Below are 19,131 nucleotides of genomic sequence, written 5' to 3'. Positions count from 1 at the left end.
GACCCAGCACACCCACCGAACTTACGAAAAGATCAGTAGGTGTGCTGTTCGGAGAGGTTGGTGACGCGGCTGGCGGGTGGTTGGCCGCTGATGCCGATGTGGGGTCGGTGGTAGTTGTACCAGTCGAGCCAGTCGGGAAACGTAGCCTGTCGTTCGGCTTCTGAGGTGCAGTGCCGCTGGTAGGCCCATTCGTCGAGCGGGGTGCGGTGGAAGCGTTCGACCTTGCCGTTGGTCTGGGGGCGCCAGGGCCTGGTCCAGCGGGGACCGGTGCCCAGCTCGCGGCAGGTGTCGCGCCAGGTGTTCGTGGTGTAGGCCCAGGCGTTGTCGGTCAGGACCCGTTCGACGGTGACGCCCTGGGCGGCGAACCAGGCGGTAGCCCGGGGGAGGAAGCCGGCGCAGGTGGCGGCGGTCTCGTCGGGCAGGTGGTCGGTGTAGGCCAGGCGGCTGTGGTCGTCCAGGGCGGCGGACTCCCTGCCGCACTCACCCATCCCCTCAACCCGCATCTGGTGTCGGCGCTGTTCATTCTCAACGACCGCGTATTGACTTCCATGACGCGATCCCCGCTGCACGCCACGGAGTACTGGACACTGGCCTGGCTCGTCACCTCGATCGCCACCGTGGGCGGGGCGCTGGGATCCGGCTTCGAGAGCGCGGAGGCGATCCGGGCAGCCGCCTTCTCCAAGCGCGAACAGGAACGTCGTGACATGCTCCGCGACGACAACGGCGACCGGCCCACGAAGTAGACCCGATCGATCGGTGCGTGGCTGTTTCGCGTCGACAGACGACGGGGACCCGCGCGGTACGTCGCCGGAGTGCCGTAACTCTGCCTGACGGGCCGGCGGCGAGACCACCGTTTCCACCTGATCCGGATGAGCGGCCCGTAGAGGCGTGCCGGGCCACGGACTCCGTCGTGCCGCTTTCGAGAGCCTGGCGGGAGCCGCCGTCCGTCCGCTTCACCGGGACAGGTCAGCCGGCAGACGGCGCGAGGCCCGGCAGGGCGGACGGCGGACCCGCCAAGCCCATGGCGCGCCTCGCGTGCGCGCTGCGGCCGGGCGACGGCCCTCACCAGCCTCTCACTGAAGGGATGAGCGTGATGGCACACGAACTGCGCGGCCAGAAGGTCGCGATCCTGGCGGCCGACGGCGTCGAGCGCGTCGAGCTCGAACAACCGCGTGGCGCCCTGCACGGCGCCGGGCGGAGACAGAGGTCCTCTCCATCCATCCCGGAGAAATCCAGGCCCGCCAGTGGGACCTGAACCCGGCAGGACCTTCCCCGTCGACCGGCTCGTCTCGGACGCCTCCGCCGGCGACTACGACGCCCTGCTGCTGCCCGGCGGCACCATGAACCCCGACCAACTCCGCGTCGACAAGGACGCCGTCGGCTTCGTCAGGGCCTTCGTGGACTCGGGGAAGCCCGTGGCCACGATCTGCCACGGCCCGTGGACCCTGGTGGAGGCCGATGTCGTGCGCGGACGCCGACTCACCTCGTGGCCGAGCATCCGCACGGACCTGCGTCACGCGGGAGCCGAGGTCGTCGACGAAGAGGTCGTCATCGACGGTCAGTTCACCTCCAGCCGCTCCCCCGCGGACCTGCCGGCCTTCTGCTCCGCCATCGTCGAGCAGTTCGCCCAGGCCGGCCACCCGGTGTCCGGCGCCTGACTGGGCAGCGAGAGCGGCTCGAAGGCGTCGGTGACGCGTTCGGCCCGCAGGTGATCGGCTGTGGACCGGCGCGGCGGGCGACGGGAGCTGGCATCGATGGCGGTGGCCTGGTCAATGTCCGCCGGCGCACGCCTCCGCCTCCGCCAGGTACCGCGCCACCGGCCCCAGGGTCAGCATCCCGCTGGCCCCGCCTGCCTGTTCGGTGCGGGCGTCGCGCAGGGCCGTTGCCGCGCGGGCGGCGAGCTGGCGCTCGCCGAGGCGGGCGGCGGCGTGAGCGGTCAGGCACCAGAGTGCTTCCTGCATGTGGTCGGGGGGCGGTTCGGGCGTCATGGTCAGGGCCGTACGGGCCTCTTCGTCACGGTGGTGGGCGAGCAGCACCAAGGGGCGCGCCCAGGGGCGGTACGGGCCCCAGTCGAGGGCGGGATCGGTGGGCGCGGGACGTTCGTGCAGGAGACGCAGGCCCAGGAGGGCGACGGCGAACAGGCCGCGGTGCAGACCGGGCATGCCCGCGGTCTCGGCGAGGGCGTGTTCGGCGGCGCGGTAGTGCGCCGCGGCCGTGGCGGCGGTCGGCCCGCCCGGTTCGGTGCTGCGGGCGGCCGTGACGCGGGCCCGGAACCAGCCGGTGAGCACGGGGACGTCGCAGGCTTCGGTGCTGACGGCGAGGTGCTCGGCGGCCTCTGCGTGTGCGGCCGCGGTGTCGAGGTCGCCGAGGGCTGAGGCGGACTGGAGGCGGATGAGGCGGCCGAGCACGGCGAAATCCGGCAGGTCGTGGCGGGTGGCCAGATCGAGGATCTCGGCGCCGATGACGTCCCGTGCCGCCGCGCGTCCGGGCCGGGTGAAGGACTGGAGGAACACCCCGTTGAGGACGAACGCCAGCAGGGCCGGATCGCCCAGGTCCCGAGCGAGCGCCTCGGCCTCGCGTGCCGCCTGCCCGGCGCGCCCCTGCTCGATCGCGGACAGATCGGCGCTGCGGCTTTCGACCGCGACGGTGGCCAGCAGGCGGGCGCGCAGTTCGGCGGGGCCGCCGGTGCCGAGCGCGGTGAGTGTGCGTTCGGCCGCCGCGACGACGGCGCGGGACTGCTCGGGCTCGTCGGCCCGGCTCCACAGGGCGGGCACGTCGTAGGCGCCGATGACGCGGGCGGTCAGGGTGGGGTCTCCGGTGCGCTCCGCCGCCTGGACGGCGGCGAGGCGGTCGCGGCGCGAGTGGATGAGGGCGTCTCCACCCGCCAGGGCGAGAGTGCGGGCCAGCTCGACGGTGGTGCGCGGGCCGAGTCGTACCCCTGCGGTCCATACGGAGGCCGTGGGCTGGAGGGTGGCGGCTCCGCGGAGGATGTCCGTCTCCAGGCGCCGAAGGCCGGCGCCGGGGTCGAGCCCGAGCCGGTCCACGAGCATGGTGCGGGCGCGGCGCAGGGTGGCCAGTGCGTCCGCCTGGCGGCCGGCCCGGTACAGCGCGCGGGCCAGCAACTCCCAGGCCGGTTCACGCCAGGGGTGTTCGGTGACGTGGGCGCCGAGTTCGGCGACCAGCTCGGCTCCGGAACCGGAGTCGAGCAGCAGGCGGGCGCGTAGTTCCGCCCCCTCCAGCCTCAGCTCCTCCAGTCGGGCCCGTTCGCGCTGGGCCCATGCGGAGCCGGTCACGTCGGCGTAGGCCGGGCCGCGCCAGGTCGCGAGGGCCGCGTCGAGGTCGGTCAGCGCGTCGGGGGTGCGCCGGGCGCGGGCCAGGGCGTCCTCGAACCGGTGGACGTCCACGCCGTCGCGCGGCAGGCGCAGCGTGTAGCCGGGTCCTTCCGTGACGAGGACGCGCGGCGGGGTGCGGGGCGGCCGGCCGGGTTCGACGGCGCGGCGCAGCGCGGCGACGAACGTACGCAACGCACCCACGGCCCGCACCGGGGGCTCTGCCCACAGGTCCGCCACGAGGGTGTCGGTGGCGACCATCCGTCCCCCGGCGGCGACGAGCCGGGCGAGGACCTCGCGGTGGCGGGGTCCGCCCAGGTCGACCGGGGTGCCGTCGTCGTGCAGAGCCCGTACGGCACCGAGGACGTCGATTCGCATGCCCTCCATCTTCCGTGCCGCGGGGCCGCGGCGTCGAAGCGTACTGATCGGCTGCTGATCGCCGTCGCCCACGCTGACTCCGTCACTCCCCGGACCAAGGCTTACGCCGGTCCCCCGACGCCAGGAACGGACCCTTCATGACTCTCGCCATCCCCGGTTTCGACTACGTCCGTGTGCCCGGCGCCGGCGGAGTGGAGCTGGCGGCGGCCGTCGGCGGCCAGGGCAGCCCGGTCGTGCTGCTGCACGGCTTCCCCCAGACCCACCTGATGTGGCGGCACGTCGCCGAGCGGCTCGCCGGCGAGCACATGGTGATCTGCCCCGATCTGCGCGGCTACGGCGCCAGTGACAAGCCGGCGGCCACCGGTCCCGAGGTGTACTCCAAGCGCACCATGGCCGCCGATGTCGTCGCCCTGGCGGCGGCGCTCGGCCATGAGCGCATCGCCCTGGTCGGCCACGACCGGGGAGCCCTGGTCGCGTTCCGGGCGGGGCTGGACCATCCCGAGACGCTCACGCACCTGGGCATCCTCGACGTCGTACCGACCCTGGACATGTGGAACGTCCTGCACGGCGTCCCGGCGGCGGTCGGCTACCACCTGTTCCTCATGGCGCAGCCGCCGGGCCTGCCGGAGACGATGATCACCAACAGCGCGGACGCGTTCTTCGGCTCCTTCCTCGACGCCTGGTCCGGTGATCCGGCCGCCGTGCCGGAACCGGTCCGGTCCGCGTACGTGCGGGCCAGTGCCGCGGCCGTGCCGTCGATCGTCGCGGACTACCGGGCCTCGGCGGACATCGACGTCACACACGACCAGGCGGACCAGGACGCCGGCTCCCAGCTGGCGATGCCCGTGACGGTCGTCCAGCAGGACTGGGGCGCGCGACTGGGCTACGACGCCGCGTCGGTCTGGCACGCCTGGGCGCCGGATCTGGACCACCGGCTGACCGCTGCGGGGCACTTCATGGCCGAGGAGGCGCCCGGCGAGATCACGGAGGTGATCCGCGACCTGCTGCTCCGCTGAGCCCTGGCCGGGACCACGGACGAGAACCCCGAGGCGCAGCCTTCGTTTCAGGTCGCCTGCGCGGCCAGCCCGCGCAGGGCCCGTACGGCAGGTGATCCGGGGTCGGCCGTCATCAGGACGACCTCCTGGTCGTCCTCGGGCACGAGCAGGACGTCGCAGTTCAACCGCACCGCACCGGCCTGGGGATGGTCCAGGATCTTGGTGCGGTGACCGGGGGCGTGGACCGGACGCGTCTCCCAGATCTGCCGGAACTCCTCGCTGCCGGCGTGCAGTTCGGCCAGCAGCGCGGCCAGCCGCGGGTCATGCGGGTAGCGGTCCGCGGCCCGGCGCAGCCGCGCCACCGCGATGTGCCCGAATTCCTCGGCGCTGGAACTCTCGTACGTCCGCCCCTGGCCCAGGAAGCGGCGGCGGGCCAGGTTCGTCGTTCCGCCTCCGGGGTCGGCGCCGAGCAGTGCGCGGGCCAGAGGGTTCCAGGCGACGACGTCGTAGGCCGCGTCCGTGACGATGGCACCGGTGTCCGGCAGCCGCTCCAGCATCCGGGCCACGTGCGGGCGCACCCGCCGCTCGGCGCTGATGCCGGGCGGCGCGGTCGAACCCGCCAGCCGGAACAGATGGCTGCGCTCGGCCGGCGTGAGCCGCAGCGCGCGGGCCAGCGCGTCCAGGATCCGGGCCGATGGCCGCGGCCCCCTGGCCTGCTCCAGCCGCGTGTAGTAGTCGACCGACATGTGGGCGAGTTCCGCCACCTCTTCGCGGCGCAGACCCGGTGTGCGGCGGTCGGTGCCCGTCGCCGCCAGGCCGATGTCGTGCGGACGCAGGGCCGCCCGGCGATCCCGCAGGTAGTGGGCCAGCTCTTGCCGCGCCATGTCGCCTCCTCCCCCGCCTGATCCGCTGCCTGGTACAGGCTGTCCCTGGCAGGGCACCCCACGACCAGGGAAGCGTGGTGGCCATGAACGAACGCACAGCTCTGGTCACCGGTGCCAACAAGGGCATCGGAAAGCATATCGCCCGGCTCCTCGCGGCCGCGGGTTTCACCGTGTACGTGGGCTCCCGTGACCCCGAGCGCGGGCAGCGGGCCGTCGAGGAATTCGGGGCCGGGGCCCGTCTGCTGGTCCTCGACGTGACGGATCCCGACGGCATCGGGCAGGCCGCGGCTCAGGTGGACCGCTTGGACGTGCTGGTCAACAACGCCGGCATCTCGCCGTCACTCGCCTCGCCGACCGACACGGGCGTCGAGGAGTACCGGCGCACCTACGAGACCAATGTGTTCGGGGTGGTGGCGGTGACCAATGCCTTCCTTCCCGTTCTGCGCCGGTCGCCGCGCCCGCGCGTCGTCAACGTCTCCAGTGGCACGGCCTCGCTGGCCTGGAGCACCTCCCCCAACCCCCAGTTCAGTCCGGGAAGCGGCGCCGCCGCCTACCGGTCGTCCAAGGCCGCTCTCAACGCGCTCACCGTCCTCTACGCCCAGGCGCTGGCCGAGGAGGGCTTCAAGGTCAACGCGCTCGCCCCCGGCCTGCGGGCCACCGACCTCAATGCCCGAGCCTCCGCGGCGGGCGGCGACCCGGCCGAGGCCGCGCGGGGTGCGCTCCGCCTGGCGCTGCTGCCGGACGACGGCCCCACCGGCGGCTTCTTCTCCTGGGACGGAACACCCGTGCCCTGGTGATCGGTCAGGGGCGGCGTCCCGTGGCAGCGGGCGAGCCGGTGCGCGGACCGCTGCTCCCGGGGTTGCCTGGTTCAGTGCTGGAGGGTGGCGAGCCAGTCGGTCAGCAGGCGGTTGATCTCGTCGGGGCGCTCCTGCTGGATCCAGTGGCCGCAGCCGTCCAGGAGGTGGGAGGCCGAGAGGCCGGGGAGGGTGGTGGGGTAGGCGTCGATGGCGTCGGCCATCCAGGTGGTGGAGGCGTCCAGCGCGCCCCCGGCGAACAGGGACGGCTGCTTGATCGGGGCGCCGCGGTAGGGGGCGAGGTCTTCCCAGTCGCGGTCCATGTTGCGGTAGCGGTTGAGGGCGCCGGTGATCCCCGTGCGCTCGAACTCCCCGGCGTAGACGTCGAGTTCGTCCTCGCTCAGCCAGGCCGGGAGGACTGCCGTGGGGAAGCGGTCGCGCAGCCGGCCGCCGCCGCGGGTGACGAAGTGCGGGTCGGGCTCGTCACGGGTGGGCATGGTGTCGGCGGACAGGGCTGCGTAGAAGCCCGCGAGCCAGCCCCTGACGTCGGGCTCGATCTCCGCCTCGGCTCGGCCGGGCTCCTGGAAGTAGGAGACGTAGAACTCCTGCTCGGGGCCGCCGAGCCGGCCGAAGACGTCGGTGGGGCGGGGACCGCCGGGCGGCGCGTAGGGGACGCTCAGCAGACCGACGGCGCGGAAGACCTCGGGGTGGAGCAGAGCGGAGGCGGCGGCGATCTGGGAGCCCCAGTCGTGGCCGACGACCACCGCGCTCCCCTCGCCCAGGGCGCGTACGACGGCGGCGTTGTCCGCCACCAGGTCGAGCATCCGGTAGGCCTCGGTCGCCGCCGGCTTGGAGGAGCGGCCGTAGCCACGCACGTCGATCGCCACCGCTCGGTAGCCGGCCGCGGCGAGGGCCGGGAGCTGATGGCGCCAGGAGTACCAGGACTCCGGGAAGCCGTGCACGAGCAGCACCATCGGGCCGGTGCCCTGCTCGACCAGGTGGAGGCGTCCGGCCGGGGCCTCGACGGTGCGATGGCGGACTTCGGCGGTCGGCTCGGGACGCATGGGCTTCTCCTCGGTTCGCGGTGACGCGGCTGCCCATCGATCATGCGGCGCGGCACCGGTCCGGCGCGATCGGCCTTGCCATACTGGCAACCTTGCAGGACGAAGAGGTGGAGGGGCGCGGCGGACAAGGAGCGTGCGGTGGCGATCGGCGACGTGGAAGGGGCCCTGGCCGCGATGGGGCCCCGCTTGCGGGCCGCGCGCGACCGCCACGGGGCGACCCTCGCCGGTGTCAGCCGCGCGACCGGTATCTCGACCAGCGTGCTGTCCCGGATCGAGACCGGCCGGCGCAGGCCCACCCTGGAGATGCTGCTGCGGCTGTCGAAGGAGTACGGCGCCTCACTGGACGAGTTGGCCGGCACAGCACCCGCCCCCGCGGCCCAGCCGCCCGCTACGGCGCCGCTGAGCTTCGGCGACGACAAGGCGGTGCTGCCCCTGACCCGTTACGTCGGCGGCCTGCACGCCCACAAGCACGTCCTGCCCGCCCTTGACGGCACGCCCACGCGGCCACGTCAGGTCTCCCATGACGGGTACGAGTGGCTGTGTGTCCTGTACGGACGGCTGTGGCTGGCACTCGGCGACCACGACCTCGTCCTGACCGCCGGGGACGTCGCCGAGTTCGACACCCGTACCCCGCACGGGGTGGTGAACTCCAGTCCCAGCGGTCCGGTCGAGTACCTGATCATGTTCGGACCGCAGGGCGAGCGCCAGCGGCTGCGCACCCCGCCGGCCGTTCCTCGCGAGACCGGTCACCGGAAAAGCCGCTGAGTGAGCGGCTGTGACAAGCCAGGCGCCTTGCTCATGCGAGGGCACCGTACGGCCAAGTCGCAAGCCCCCTGCGGTCGTTGCGCCGTCAGGCGGTCGTCGCGGCGGCCACCAGCATGTCGTGGGAGGTCTGCCACAGGCGGGCCGCGTTCCGAGGGTCCACGGCGTGGGCGGCCACGCCCCGGCGCACACCGGGCGAGTGCGGGCCGGCCTCGTTGCAGTCCTCGAAGTACCGGCCGGTCATGCCCTCGACCAAGGGCGAGGGCGCGAGGAGTACCGAGGTTGCCGCGCCCTGCTCGATGGTCTTCCACGACACGTCGGTGCTGGTGGGGTCGAAGGAAGCCGGGCCGTTGGAGATGTCCCCGACGTGGCGGCCGAGCCGGGTGCTGGTATGCGGCCCGGATTGAGGGCGTTGGCGGTGATCAGGTCGGACGCCCAGCGGCGGGCCGCCTCGACCGCGAACAGGACGTTGGCGGTCTTGGACTGGTTGTAGGCCGCCCACGGATCGTAGGGGTGCTGCTCGAAGTCGAGGTCGTCGAAGAGGACATCGCCGTTGACGTGGCCGACCGAGCTGACGGCTGTAGTCCTTCGCCGTGATCCCCGGTGGTAAGTGTCGAACCGGCGCGGCGCCCAGTAGCGGCGGCCGGCCTTCTCCAGCACGGCGACCGCGCCCGCGGCCTTCGCCTCCGTCGAACACGAACGCGGCACCAGGCCCTCCCGGCCGGTCGGTGGGTAGACCCGGCGCCACAGCCGCTTCTCGTGGCCGACCAGCTGGTCGATCGCGTCCGGCCGGGAGCGGGCCAGGTCCGCGGTGCGCTTGTCCGCGTCCTTCGGCAGCAGCCGGCCCCGCTCCCAGTGCCGGCGCAGCTTGGCGACCAGCTCGTGCGTGTCCTCGGTGCGGCGGTCGATCTCCAGCAGCACCAGCACCCCGGCCTCCGGCGCCCGCACCACCAGGCCGGCCCGCTGCACATACCCGCCTGCGAGCCGGTGCCCGATCCCGGCGCGGTGGAGTTCGGCGGCCGTCGAGGTGACCGCCGCGGCGTGGTCGTCCTAGCCGGTGCCGAGCAGCTCCCCGGTGTTCCGGTCGTACTCCTGCTTACGCAGTGCGGAGACGCGTATGCCCTTCGGCTCCAGCAGCTGCTTGGGGCGCCGACGGAACTTGCTGGTCAGGGGCTACATCGGGGCTTCTGGAGATCGTTTCCCTCCCGAACAAGACCGGACGCCCGTCGTCAGCGGCGGACAGTCACCCTGAACAGCTTGACGATGTCGGCCGCAGGCCCCATGTCTGCAGGGCATAGGGCCGTCCCTTCTCCTCCCCCTCGATCAGCGGCACGTCAAGCAGGCTGAAGCCCGCCTTGGTGGCCACGGCGACGCTGGCAGCGTTTTCGGCCTCCAGCTCCAAGATCACTTGTTCCACGCCCAGTTGCTCGAAGGCATATGCGGCCATCACCCGCACCGCCCGCGCGGCCAGCCCCTGGCCGCGGTGCGCCGGGCCGACCGCGTAGCCAATCTCCGTGCCCTCTGGAGCGCGCCGCAGCATCACCTCGCCGAGCGGCACGCGGCCGTCAACGGTGATGGCGAGCAGGATGGTCGAGCCCTCCGCCCGCATCTGTCGGTCCCGGTCCAACCGTGCGCGAGCGGCCGCTTCGTCGAAAGGTGAGACCATCGGCGTCCAGTACGCGATGTCGGGATGATCGAACAAATCCGGCATCGCGGCCAGGTCTGCTTCCGTCCAGTCACGCAGGACGAGCCCTTCCCCTGTGAGCTCGATCCGGTCGGGAAACGGTAACGTGTTGCTGCTCATGGTGCGGAACCTCCCTGGCTTGTAGGACGAGGCAGCATAACGGTGCGGTCATCGGCTCACCGGATTTTCTGGTGGGCTCTCATACCTGAGCGCCCACCACGCTAACGACGCTCCTGTGGGCCGTGCTCGCGTCAACCTGACTGGGCGCACCCCGCACTGCCGTTGCTCCTGCGAGGGCGGGGTCAGACACGGCCGCAGGTTCGGCAGCGCGTCAGGCATTCACCGGGCGCGGATCGGTGTGCGCCGCACGTCTGCCGGAAGTGTGCATGGCATCGCGGTGAGGCCCGGGTAGTAGACATGCAGACTCGCCGCAGGTTCCAGCGTGTCGTTCACTACCTCGTGCACATACCCTGGCGCGAACACCCGCTGTGCCCCCTCCGGCAACGCGCGCATGCCGCGTCCCGTCCGCTCGGTCAGTGTGCCGACCAGAACGGTCAGCACACCGGAGGAACGACCGTGGTCGTGCAGCCCGCTGCCCTGCCCCGGCACCCAAGACAGCAGCCATGCCTCGTAGCCCGGGCCGGTTCGCAGCAGGTGGTTCCAGCGCGTGGTCGCGTCGTACGCCACGAGGTGCTCCCACTGCGAGCGGTCGGCCGCGATGGAGCGGGCCAGGCCGGCGAACTCGGCGACGGTGACCGGATGCTCCCGTGGAGGCTGCATGAGGTGCGGGACCTCGAGGATGTCGCCGGCGATCTGGAGGTCGCTGTCGCTCACGCACCAACCGCCTGGGTCGCCGGCAGCCGGACCGCAGTGGGTTCGGCGGCTGTCACAGACTCCGGGGCCCAGGCCTCGGCCGGGAGGCCCGCGGTGACGGCGGCAGTGCGGGCGAGGCCTGTGAACGGATCATCGTCAAAGGACATGAGGTGGGCACAGCACCGGCCAAGCATCGGGCTGGAGGCTTCCATCGTGTTCATCACTGTTCCTTTCGTTCGGGTCGGTCAATCGGGTTGATCGCACGTCTCGCGATCTGTGACGGTCGGCCGGCTGCGGCGGTCAGCGCAGCGCGGACCGTGTCCAGAAGCGCGGTCCGCGCGCTGTGCAGGAAGAAATGGTCGCCGGGCAGGACGTGTTGGGTGAAGCCGCCCGTCGTCTGCTCGTGCCAGGGGGCCACCTGGCCGGGCGGCACCTCCCGGTCCTCCGTCCCGGCGAAGACGACGACGGGGCACCCGAGCGGCGGCTCGGGCCGATGCGTGTACGTCTCGACGACCGAGAAGTCCGCGCGGATCGTCGGCATGAGCAGTTCGAGGAGCTCCGGTTCGGCGTACACGTCCTCCGGTACGGCGCCCAGGTCGCGCAGCCTGGACACCACGACGTCGTCCGGCTGGTCGTGGATCAGCGGCAGCCGACGCGGGAGTTGGGGTGCGGGGCCGCCGGAGACGAAGAGGACGCGCGGCTCGTCGGCGCCGCGCCTGCGCAGCGCCCGTGCCAGTTCGAACGCCAGAAGGGCGCCCATACTGTGCCCGAAGAGTGCGTAGGGGACGTCGAGTTCGCCTTCCAGCGCGGTGGCGAGCGCCTCGACGAGCGGTTCGGCCCGTTCGAAGGCGTTCTCGCTCCAGCGGGTCAGCCGGCCCGGCAGTTCGACGGGGCAGACTTCGATGTCGTCAGGGAGGAGGGCGTGCCAGGCGGCATAGGCCGAGGCACCGCCTCCGGCGTACGGGAGGCAGAAGAGACGGACGGCCGGTGCGGCCGGGCGCCGCGCGCCCACGATCCAGCCGTGGGCACGCGTCGCGCGGATGGTTGCGGTTCGGTTCACGTTGAGGTCTCCGTGACAGATCGGCTCAGTCGGCGAGCAGCGCCTGAGCTTCTTCCTCGGTCAGTTCCTCGATTTCGGCGAGGATGTGGTCCTCGACTACGAGCGCGGTGTCCTCCAGCGTGTGGCTGTCGAACAGGACGCGGATGGGCAGTTCGGTGCCGAGCGCCTTGCGCAGGCGGACCACCGCGCGCATGGCCATGAGCGAATCTCCGCCGAGGGCGAAGAAGTTGTCGTGGATGCCGACGCGCTCGACCTGGAGCATGCCTGCCCAGACCTCGGCGATGGCCTCCTCGATCGGCGTCCGCGGGGCCTCGTAGGGCGGCGCGGCTTCCTCGACCGCCTGCTCGGGAACCACCAGGGCCCGCCGGTCCACCTTGCCGTTCGCGGTGAGCGGCAGTGCGTCGATCTCCACGTAGACGTCCGGCACCATGTAGCGGGGCAGCTTGTTACCGAGGAAGTCGCGGAGATCCTGCGGAACATCGTGCATGGTCTGCGGGACGACGAAGGCGACCAGCCGCTTCGCGCCGCGCGGCTCCCCCTGGACCACGGTCACCGCTGCCCGGATGTCCGGGTGCTGCATGATCGCGGTCTCGATCTCGCCGAGTTCGATGCGGTAGCCCTGCACCTTGACCTGGAAGTCCTCGCGGCCGAGGAACTCGATGTCGCCGCTCGGCAGGAAGCGTCCGAGGTCTCCGGTGCGGTAGAGGCGCTGGCCGGTCTCCGGGTGGACGACAAAGCTGGCCTTCGTCTTGGCCTCGTCGCGCAGATAGCCCTGCGCCAGACCCACGCCGCCGATGTAGAGCTGGCCCGGCACCCCGATCGGCCGCGGCCGGAGGGCGTCGTCAAGGACATGGAACGTCTGGTTCCGCATCGGCCTGCCGTACGGGATGCTCGGCCAGTCGGCGGGTACGTCCCCGATCGGGTAGAGGATGGACCAGATCGACGCCTCCGTCGCGCCGCCGAGGCTGACGACCTCGGGGGCGCCGAGTGCCCGCCGGATGCGGTCCGGCAGAGTGACCGGCAGCCAGTCGCCGCTGAGCATCACGAGCCGCAGCGCGGTGCTGGTCGCCTCCTTCACACTCATGTGCTCGACGAGCAGCTCCATCAGCGCCGGCACGGAGTTCCAGAGGGTGACCCGGGCCGTTTCCAGCAGATCGAGCCAGGCCGCCGGGTCGCGGTGCGCGCTCGCGTCCGGCATGACGACGGCACCGCCGACCGCCAACGGGCCGAAGACGTCGTACACCGACAGGTCGAAGCTCAGCGAAGACAGGGCCAGGACCCGGTCGTCCGCCCCGACACCGAAGCGGTCGTTGATGTCGACGACCGTGTTGAGGGCGCCGCGGTGGTCGATCATCACGCCCTTCGGCAGACCGGTCGAACCCGAGGTGAAGATCACGTACGCGAGATCACCCGGCGTGGCGGGACCGTCCAGCCGCAGACCGTCGGCCGCGTCTTCCTCCAGAGGGAGTTCATCGACCCGGAACACGGCCTGTACGCCGTCGAAGCGGTCCTCCCTGCCCTGTGCGACCCGGCCCTGGGTGAGGACCGCGCGGGCCTGTCCGTGTTCGAGCAGGAGCTGGACGCGCTCGTCGGGCAGTTCGGGGTCGATGGGCAGGTACGCAGCGCCCGCGGCGAGGATGCCCAGGACGGCGGCGCACTGTTCCCAGCCCTTCTCCATCACGACGGCGACCAGGTCGCCCGGGCGTACATCGAGGCCGGTCAGACGCCGGGCGATGCCACCGGCCCGCGCGGCGAGTTCGCCGTAGCTGAGCGTGCGGCCGGGGGTGACGACGGCGGTGCGCTCGGGCGTCCGGGCCGCCGTGGCGAAGAACGGCGCGTGCAGCAGCCCCGCCGGCAGCGGGCCCTCGGTCCGGTTGTACGCCTCCCGCTCGGCCAGTTCGGCGCGCGGGACGAGCAGGGGCGCGGGCCGGCTCCAGTTCTCCTCGTCCTCGGCGAGCCACCGCAGCAGTTCCAGGGTGGCCGCGTGGATCGCGCCGACCAGGCCCTCGGGGAAGAGCTGTTCGACCGCGTCGATGTCGAACGCGAGCGCGCCATCCACCTCGTAGACCTGTGCGTCGATCCAGACCTGCGGGGTCTGCGAGATGCTGTACGCCACTTCACCGATGGGTGTGTCCTGGCCGTGGTCGAGGAAGAGGCTGGTGAACACGACCGGCATGGCCGCGGCAGCGTCACCGCGCACCTTCTTCATCTCACGGATGACGCGGACACCGCTGAACACGCGGTGGTCGATGTCGGTGATGAGCCGGTCCCGCACGGCGCAGGCACGCGCCTCGAACGAGGCCTCGCTCGCCGCGTCGACCTCCAGCAGCGTCACCGAGGTGAAGTCACCGACGATGGCGTCCACCTCCGGGTGGAGCGGAAGCCGGTTCGCCATGGGGAGGTTGAGCGTGAAGCGGCGGTTCTTCGACCATGTGGCCAGCGCCTCGCTGTAGGCCGCCAGGAGCAGTGCGGTGGGGGTGATGCCACGCTGCGACGCCCATCCCTTCACGCGCTCCCAGGTCTCCCGGGGCATCTTGCCCTCCACCCGCTTGAAACGCGGGGACTCGACGGTGCGTGGGTCGCAGGCCAGCGGCAGCTCCGGGGCCGTCGCCAGGCCGGGGATCCGCTCCCTCCAGTAGCTCTCCGCGCGGCGGTACAGCTCGGACGACTCCAGGTCCTTCTCCGCCAGCACGTAGTCACGGAAGGACAGCTGCAGCGCGGGCAGTTCGACGTCCGGGTGCTCGTAGAGGTGGGCGAGTTCACGCAGCAGGACGTTGGAGGCCCGGGCATCGGTGACCAGGCCGTCGATGCTGTAGTGCAGTCGGGTGCGGTCGCCGTCGAGGACCGAGGCGCGCAGTTCGAACAGCGGCCAGCGGTCTGCCTGGAAGTTCTGGTGGGACATGGCCGCGCGAGTGCTGTCGAGCGCCGCGCTCACCTCGTTCCCGGGCAGCCCGCGCAGGTCCTCCGTCTCAATGACGTAGTCGGGGACGTCGGTCAGGATCTGCTGCTCGCCGTGCGGGAGCACGATGGCGCGGAGCATGCCGTGCCGCTGGATGAGCCGGCGGAACGCCTGCTGCATACGAGGCAGGTCCAGGTCCTGGACGTCGAACTCCTCATAGCCGTGCATGCCGACGTTACCGATCTCGAAGACGCCGGTACGGCCGATCCAGTACGCCTGCTGCACGTCCGTCAGCGGGAAGGGCACACCCTCGTTCGCGGGGTCGGGCACGACGGCCGGCAGCGCCTCCAGCAGGGTGTCGCCGGCCTCGGCGCGGGCGGCGCGCACGGCGGCGGCCAGGCCTCGGATCGTCGGCTCGCCGACGAACGTGCGCAGCGGGACCTCGACGCCGCACACCGTGCGGACCTGCGCGACGAACTGCGCCGCGAGCAGGGAGTGGCCGCCGAGTTCGAAGAAGTTGGTGTCCGGTGCGATGTCCGCCATGCCGAGGAGGTCCGAGAAGATCGCGGCGACCTGGCGTTCGGTGTCGTCGGCATAGTCCGCGCGGCCCTCGGGGGTCGCGTCCTGCGCGGCAGGTTCCGAGTCCGGCGCGAGGTCGGCGCTCGGCTCCACGACCGTCTGGCAGCTGCCGGCGACCGAGCCCACCACGCGCGCCGCCCACCGCTCGACTGTGGCGTGGTCCGCCCGGGACCACACGACGCCGGTCCACGGGGTCTCGGACTCGCGACGCACCAGCGCGACCTGCGTTTCCACGACGGCGGCGACGGCCGAGCGGGACGGGTCGAAGTCGTAACCGCCCACGAGATGGACCTCGCAGGCGAGCACGGTGCCCGCGGGCGCCTGGGCGACCGCCGCGATGGCGCGCTCCAGTGCGTCCCGCACACGTTGCTGCGGGGCCGTCGCGTCGAGCAGGACCAGGACGGTGGACGGTACGGCCGCCGCCGCGGACAGCGGGGTGACCGTGGCACCCGCGGATGACAGGGCCCGGCCGAACACGGCCGCGATCCGCTCGTCACCCGTCGACGCGTAGTGCGCACCCGTGTGCCGGCGGGCGTCGGCGGCCGCCGGGGTGTTCAGGGGCTCCAGCTCCGGTACGAAGCGGTGCCCGCCGCGGAAGGCGACCACGGGCTCCTCGGGCTTGGCGTCGATCTCCGTGAGCAGCGCGGCGGCCAGCCTGCGGGCGGCTGCGGCGGTCCCGGGTACGGGCAGGTCGAGAAGCGTCCGGGAGCCCGGCCGGCCGGCGCGGGCCCAGGCGGTCAGCGCGCCCCGCTCGGGCACGAGCGGTTCCTCACCGGTGACGTCGAGCGCGCCGGACACCACGGCGACGAGCCGCGCGCCGTCGTCCCCGCGGGCCGCGAGAGCCCGTTCGAGTGTCTCCAGTTCCTCCGGTGCACCGTCGGCGCGGGCCTCTTCGGCGCCGGTGCCGAGGAGCGCCGTGTGGAGCACGCCCTCGATCCGCTCGTCCGCGGGGAGCGACGAGGCCAGGATGCGGTCGCAGTCGTCCCGGGTGCCGACGGCGTCGGCCGGGATCTCGATCACCCGGCGGTGGGCGCCGCGCAGGCGCTCGGTGAGGCCGTCGGGGGCCTCCGCCGGGTTCGTGACCAGCAACCAGGAGGCCGGTGCCGCACCGTCGTGTGCGCCCGCGGGGGTCGCCGGGCCTACCCGGCGGAAGCCGCGCGCCGCCAGGCCGTCCGGGTTCGCACGCACCGTGCGGGTGCCGCGCGGCGGGTCGACCCAGTACCGCTCGCGTTCGAAGGGGTACGTCGGGAGCACGGTCCGCAGCGGCGTCTCCTCGCCGTGCAGCGCCTCCCACGCCAAGGGCGCTCCCAGGCGCCACAGTTCGCCGGCGGCGGTCAGCACCTCCGTCTCGGCGTCGGGACCGGCCGACGGCAGTGAGGCGACCGCCCCGTGCAGGTCGTTCCCGCCGCGGACCAGGCCCGTCAGGACCCGGCCCGGACCGACCTCGAGCAGCGTCGCGTCGGGGCGGCACACCGTGCGCAGGCCGTCCCCGAACCGCACCGTGGAGCGCAGGTGACGGGCCCAGTACGCCGGGCTGGTGGCCTCTTCCTCGGTGATCCACGTGCCGGTCACGTCCGATACGAAGGGGATCCGGGGGGCCGTCAGCGCGACGCGGGCGACCTCCGCCTCGAACGCGTCGGCGGCGTCGTCCATCATGCGCGAGTGGAAGGCGTGCGAGGTGCGCAGCCGCTTCGTGGTGACCCCGCGTTCGGCGAGGCGCTCCTCGACGGCGGCGACCGCCTCGAAGGGACCGGACACCACGCACTCGCGCGGCCCGTTCACCGCGGCCAGGGCCACCTCCGCGCCGAGGAGCGGCGTGACGTCGCCCTCCGCCAGCGGAACGGCCGCCATCGCACCGGCGGGCGCGCCCTGCATCAGCCGACCGCGCACGGCGACCAGGCGCAGCGCGTCCTCGTACGACATGACCCCGGCCAGGCACGCGGCCACGAACTCGCCGAGGCTGTGTCCCAGCATGGCCGCCGGGCGAATGCCCCAGGAGATCCACAGCTGGGCGAGGGCGTACTCCACGGCGAAGAGGGCGGGCTGCGCGTACTCAGTCCGCCGGATCTTCTCCTGAGCGGTCTCCCGCTCCGCCTCGGCGGGGTACAGCAGACGGCGGATGTCCTCGCCGAGGACCGGCAGGAGGATCCCGGCGGCGCGATCGACCTCCGCGCGGAAGACCGGCTCGCGCTCGTACAGGGCGAGTCCCATGCCGACTCGCTGTGCGCCCTGCCCCGGGAAGGCGAAGACGACCTCGCGGTCCCGTTCCGTCTCGGGCTCGGCGGGGCGCGCCGGGGCGGGCCCGCTCAGCGCCTCGGCCGCCTCCTCGGTGCCCCCGGCCACGACGAAGCGCCGGTACGGCAGGGTCCAGCGGCCGCGCTGCAAGGTGTACGCCACGTCGTCGAGGCGCTCCTGCGGGTGTGCGCGCAGATGGGCGGCGAGTTCCGCGGCCGCGGTGTCGAGCGCGGTGGGCGTGGCGGCAGAGAGGGGCAGCACGTGCCGGGCGCGCCCCGGGCCGGCGGCGGCGCGCTTGGGCGCCTCCTCCAGGATCACGTGGGCGTTGGTACCGCCGATGCCGAAGGAGCTGACGCCCGCGCGCAGCAGGTCGCCCTGCCACGGGGCGAGGGTGGCGTTGACGTAGAACGGCCCCTCGTCCAAGCCGAGTTGCGGGTTCGGCGCGGTGTAGTGGAGGGACGGCGGGAGTTCCCGGGCCTTGAGCGCCAGCACCGTCTTGATCAGGCCGACCACGCCCGCGGCGGTGTCGAGGTGGCCGATGTTGGTCTTCACCGAGCCAAGGGCGCAGCGGTGCGCGGCGCCCGCGTCGGCGAAGGCGTTCTTCAGGGCGGCCACCTCGATCGGGTCGCCAAGCTGGGTGCCGGTGCCGTGGGCCTCCACGTACGACACGGTGGCCGGGTCGACCTCGGCGACGTCGAGGGCCTCCGCGATCACGTCGGCCTGTCCCTCGACGCTCGGGGCGGTGAAGCCGACCTTGCGGGCGCCGTCGTTGTTGATGGCGGAACCACGGATCACCGCGTGGATCACATCGCCGTCCACGAGGGCATCGGCGAGGCGCTTGAGGACCACGACACCGGCGCCGCTGCCCGGTACGGTGCCGGACGCACCGGAGTCGAAGGCCCGGCAGCGGCCGTCGGCGGACAGGACGCCGCCCTTCTCGTAGCGGTAGCCGCGCCGGTGCGGGACGACGGTCGCCCCGCCGGCGAGCGCGACATCGCACTCGCCGCCTATCAGGGCCTGACACGCGGTGTGCACGGCCACCAGCGAGGTGGAGCAGCCGGTCTGCACGCTGACGCTCGGGCCGCGCAGGTTCAGCTTGTACGAGACCCGGGTCGGCACGAAGTCCTTGTCGTTGCCGATGGAGGTCTGGAAGGCGCCGATGCGCTCGACCAGGCCGTCGTGGGCCAGCAGGTTGTGGCGCAGGTACGCGCTCTCCCCCACTCCGGCGTAGACACCGGTGACGGCGTCGGTCGCGTCCGAGGGCCGGCCCGCGTGTTCCAGGGCCTCCCAGGCGCACTCCAGGAAGATCCGGGCCTGCGGGTCGAGCATCTGGGCCTCGCGCGGGGAGAACCCGAAGAACCGCGCGTCGAACCGGTCCATGCCGTCGAGGACGCCGAGCGCCGGACGGTGGTCCGGGTGCGCGATGTCCTCGGGGGCCGCGCCGTCGGCGAGGAGTTCCTCGTCCGTCAGGGTCGTGACGCTGTCCACGCCGTCGCGCAGGTTGCGCCAGAAGGCGTCCGGCGTGCGGGCGCCGGGAACCCTGAGGGCCATGCCCACGACGGCAACGGCGCCGGCGGGCAGGTGGTTTTCGTCGCTCATCGCTTCTCTCTCCAAGTGGTCCGTCATCGGTGGCTTGACCTGCGTCCGCGGCGTCT

Annotated in this window: 12 protein-coding genes and 3 pseudogenes; 5 read left to right on the top strand and 10 right to left on the bottom strand. The window is 72.5% G+C overall.

What is annotated here, in order from left to right; genetic code table 11:
• Positions 1 to 32: 32 nt before the first annotated feature.
• Positions 33 to 509: pseudogene (locus ACE4Q9_RS34465) on the bottom strand (integrase core domain-containing protein); the annotation flags it as partial.
• Between ACE4Q9_RS34465 and ACE4Q9_RS34460 the strand changes: the two are divergent.
• Both ACE4Q9_RS34460 and ACE4Q9_RS34455 read left to right on the top strand, forming a co-directional pair.
• Positions 501 to 743: pseudogene (locus ACE4Q9_RS34460) on the top strand (hypothetical protein); the annotation flags it as partial. The pseudogenes ACE4Q9_RS34465 and ACE4Q9_RS34460 sit on opposite strands and share 9 nt — an antisense overlap.
• A 350-nt stretch (positions 744 to 1,093) precedes the next feature.
• Positions 1,094 to 1,658, top strand: a pseudogene (locus ACE4Q9_RS34455) (type 1 glutamine amidotransferase domain-containing protein).
• A gap of 111 nt (positions 1,659 to 1,769) precedes the next feature.
• On the opposite strand, the gene ACE4Q9_RS34450 reads toward ACE4Q9_RS34455, so the two are convergent.
• On the bottom strand, positions 1,770 to 3,707 hold the full coding sequence (locus ACE4Q9_RS34450) for a BTAD domain-containing putative transcriptional regulator (RefSeq protein WP_397988618.1): 1,938 nt from the start codon (positions 3,705 to 3,707) through the stop codon (positions 1,770 to 1,772).
• A 137-nt stretch (positions 3,708 to 3,844) separates the two neighbouring features.
• Between ACE4Q9_RS34450 and ACE4Q9_RS34445 the strand changes: the two genes are divergently transcribed.
• Positions 3,845 to 4,723 (top strand): alpha/beta fold hydrolase, encoded by an 879-nt coding sequence (locus ACE4Q9_RS34445; protein WP_397988616.1) that lies wholly within the window; start codon positions 3,845 to 3,847, stop codon positions 4,721 to 4,723.
• 47 nt (positions 4,724 to 4,770) lie between these two features.
• Here ACE4Q9_RS34445 and ACE4Q9_RS34440 read toward each other — a convergent pair whose 3' ends face one another.
• Positions 4,771 to 5,586 (bottom strand): helix-turn-helix transcriptional regulator, encoded by an 816-nt coding sequence (locus ACE4Q9_RS34440; protein ID WP_397988614.1) that lies wholly within the window; start codon positions 5,584 to 5,586, stop codon positions 4,771 to 4,773.
• Positions 5,587 to 5,669: 83 nt separating this feature from the next.
• On the opposite strand from ACE4Q9_RS34440, the gene ACE4Q9_RS34435 reads away from it, so the two are divergent.
• The gene (locus tag ACE4Q9_RS34435; protein WP_397988612.1) at positions 5,670 to 6,383 is read left to right on the top strand and encodes an SDR family oxidoreductase; all 714 of its coding nucleotides are present in this window, start codon (positions 5,670 to 5,672) and stop codon (positions 6,381 to 6,383) included.
• 71 nt (positions 6,384 to 6,454) lie between these two features.
• On the opposite strand, the gene ACE4Q9_RS34430 is transcribed toward ACE4Q9_RS34435, so the two are convergent.
• Positions 6,455 to 7,444: an alpha/beta fold hydrolase gene (locus ACE4Q9_RS34430; protein WP_397988610.1), complete on the bottom strand. Its 990-nt coding sequence runs from the start codon at positions 7,442 to 7,444 to the stop codon at positions 6,455 to 6,457.
• A gap of 174 nt (positions 7,445 to 7,618) precedes the next feature.
• Between ACE4Q9_RS34430 and ACE4Q9_RS34425 the strand changes: the two genes are divergently transcribed.
• On the top strand, positions 7,619 to 8,209 hold the full coding sequence (locus ACE4Q9_RS34425) for a helix-turn-helix domain-containing protein (RefSeq protein WP_397988878.1): 591 nt from the start codon (positions 7,619 to 7,621) through the stop codon (positions 8,207 to 8,209).
• An 85-nt stretch (positions 8,210 to 8,294) separates the two neighbouring features.
• On the opposite strand, the gene ACE4Q9_RS34420 is transcribed toward ACE4Q9_RS34425, so the two are convergent.
• The 6 genes from ACE4Q9_RS34420 to ACE4Q9_RS34395 form a co-directional block, all read right to left on the bottom strand.
• Positions 8,295 to 8,450: a hypothetical protein gene (locus ACE4Q9_RS34420; RefSeq protein ID WP_397988608.1), complete on the bottom strand. Its 156-nt coding sequence runs from the start codon at positions 8,448 to 8,450 to the stop codon at positions 8,295 to 8,297.
• On the bottom strand, positions 8,447 to 9,175 hold the full coding sequence (locus tag ACE4Q9_RS34415; RefSeq protein ID WP_397988606.1) for a hypothetical protein: 729 nt from the start codon (positions 9,173 to 9,175) through the stop codon (positions 8,447 to 8,449). Before ACE4Q9_RS34415 ends, ACE4Q9_RS34420 begins: the two co-directional genes overlap by 4 nt.
• 274 nt (positions 9,176 to 9,449) lie before the next feature.
• On the bottom strand, positions 9,450 to 10,010 hold the full coding sequence (locus ACE4Q9_RS34410) for a GNAT family N-acetyltransferase (RefSeq protein ID WP_397988604.1): 561 nt from the start codon (positions 10,008 to 10,010) through the stop codon (positions 9,450 to 9,452).
• Positions 10,011 to 10,229: 219 nt separating this feature from the next.
• Positions 10,230 to 10,670 carry a cysteine dioxygenase gene (locus tag ACE4Q9_RS34405; protein WP_397988876.1) on the bottom strand — a complete coding sequence of 147 codons (441 nt, stop codon included), beginning with the start codon at positions 10,668 to 10,670 and terminating at the stop codon, positions 10,230 to 10,232.
• A gap of 253 nt (positions 10,671 to 10,923) precedes the next feature.
• Positions 10,924 to 11,763: a thioesterase II family protein gene (locus tag ACE4Q9_RS34400; protein ID WP_397988602.1), complete on the bottom strand. Its 840-nt coding sequence runs from the start codon at positions 11,761 to 11,763 to the stop codon at positions 10,924 to 10,926.
• Positions 11,764 to 11,788: 25 nt separating this feature from the next.
• Positions 11,789 to 19,075: an amino acid adenylation domain-containing protein gene (locus tag ACE4Q9_RS34395; protein ID WP_397988600.1), complete on the bottom strand. Its 7,287-nt coding sequence runs from the start codon at positions 19,073 to 19,075 to the stop codon at positions 11,789 to 11,791.
• Between the last annotated feature and the right edge of the window lie 56 nt (positions 19,076 to 19,131).

The sequence above is a fragment of the Streptomyces sp. AM6-12 genome, assembly GCF_044327085.1.
GTDB lineage: Bacteria > Actinomycetota > Actinomycetes > Streptomycetales > Streptomycetaceae > Streptomyces.
This window is presented reverse-complemented; position numbering and strand designations above follow the sequence as displayed.

Bases quoted from the DNA above. Each gene is read 5' to 3' on its own strand.
- ACE4Q9_RS34420 (WP_397988608.1), bottom strand. From the start codon at position 8,450: ATGACCGGCCGGTACTTCGAGGACTGCAACGAGGCCGGCCCGCACTCG.
- ACE4Q9_RS34410 (WP_397988604.1), bottom strand. From the start codon at position 10,010: ATGAGCAGCAACACGTTACCGTTTCCCGACCGGATCGAGCTCACAGGG.
- ACE4Q9_RS34405 (WP_397988876.1), bottom strand. From the start codon at position 10,670: ATGCAGCCTCCACGGGAGCATCCGGTCACCGTCGCCGAGTTCGCCGGC.
- ACE4Q9_RS34395 (WP_397988600.1), bottom strand. From the start codon at position 19,075: ATGAGCGACGAAAACCACCTGCCCGCCGGCGCCGTTGCCGTCGTGGGC.
- ACE4Q9_RS34425 (WP_397988878.1), top strand. From the start codon at position 7,619: ATGGGGCCCCGCTTGCGGGCCGCGCGCGACCGCCACGGGGCGACCCTC.
- ACE4Q9_RS34440 (WP_397988614.1), bottom strand. From the start codon at position 5,586: ATGGCGCGGCAAGAGCTGGCCCACTACCTGCGGGATCGCCGGGCGGCC.
- ACE4Q9_RS34435 (WP_397988612.1), top strand. From the start codon at position 5,670: ATGAACGAACGCACAGCTCTGGTCACCGGTGCCAACAAGGGCATCGGA.
- ACE4Q9_RS34445 (WP_397988616.1), top strand. From the start codon at position 3,845: ATGACTCTCGCCATCCCCGGTTTCGACTACGTCCGTGTGCCCGGCGCC.
- ACE4Q9_RS34430 (WP_397988610.1), bottom strand. From the start codon at position 7,444: ATGCGTCCCGAGCCGACCGCCGAAGTCCGCCATCGCACCGTCGAGGCC.
- ACE4Q9_RS34450 (WP_397988618.1), bottom strand. From the start codon at position 3,707: ATGCGAATCGACGTCCTCGGTGCCGTACGGGCTCTGCACGACGACGGC.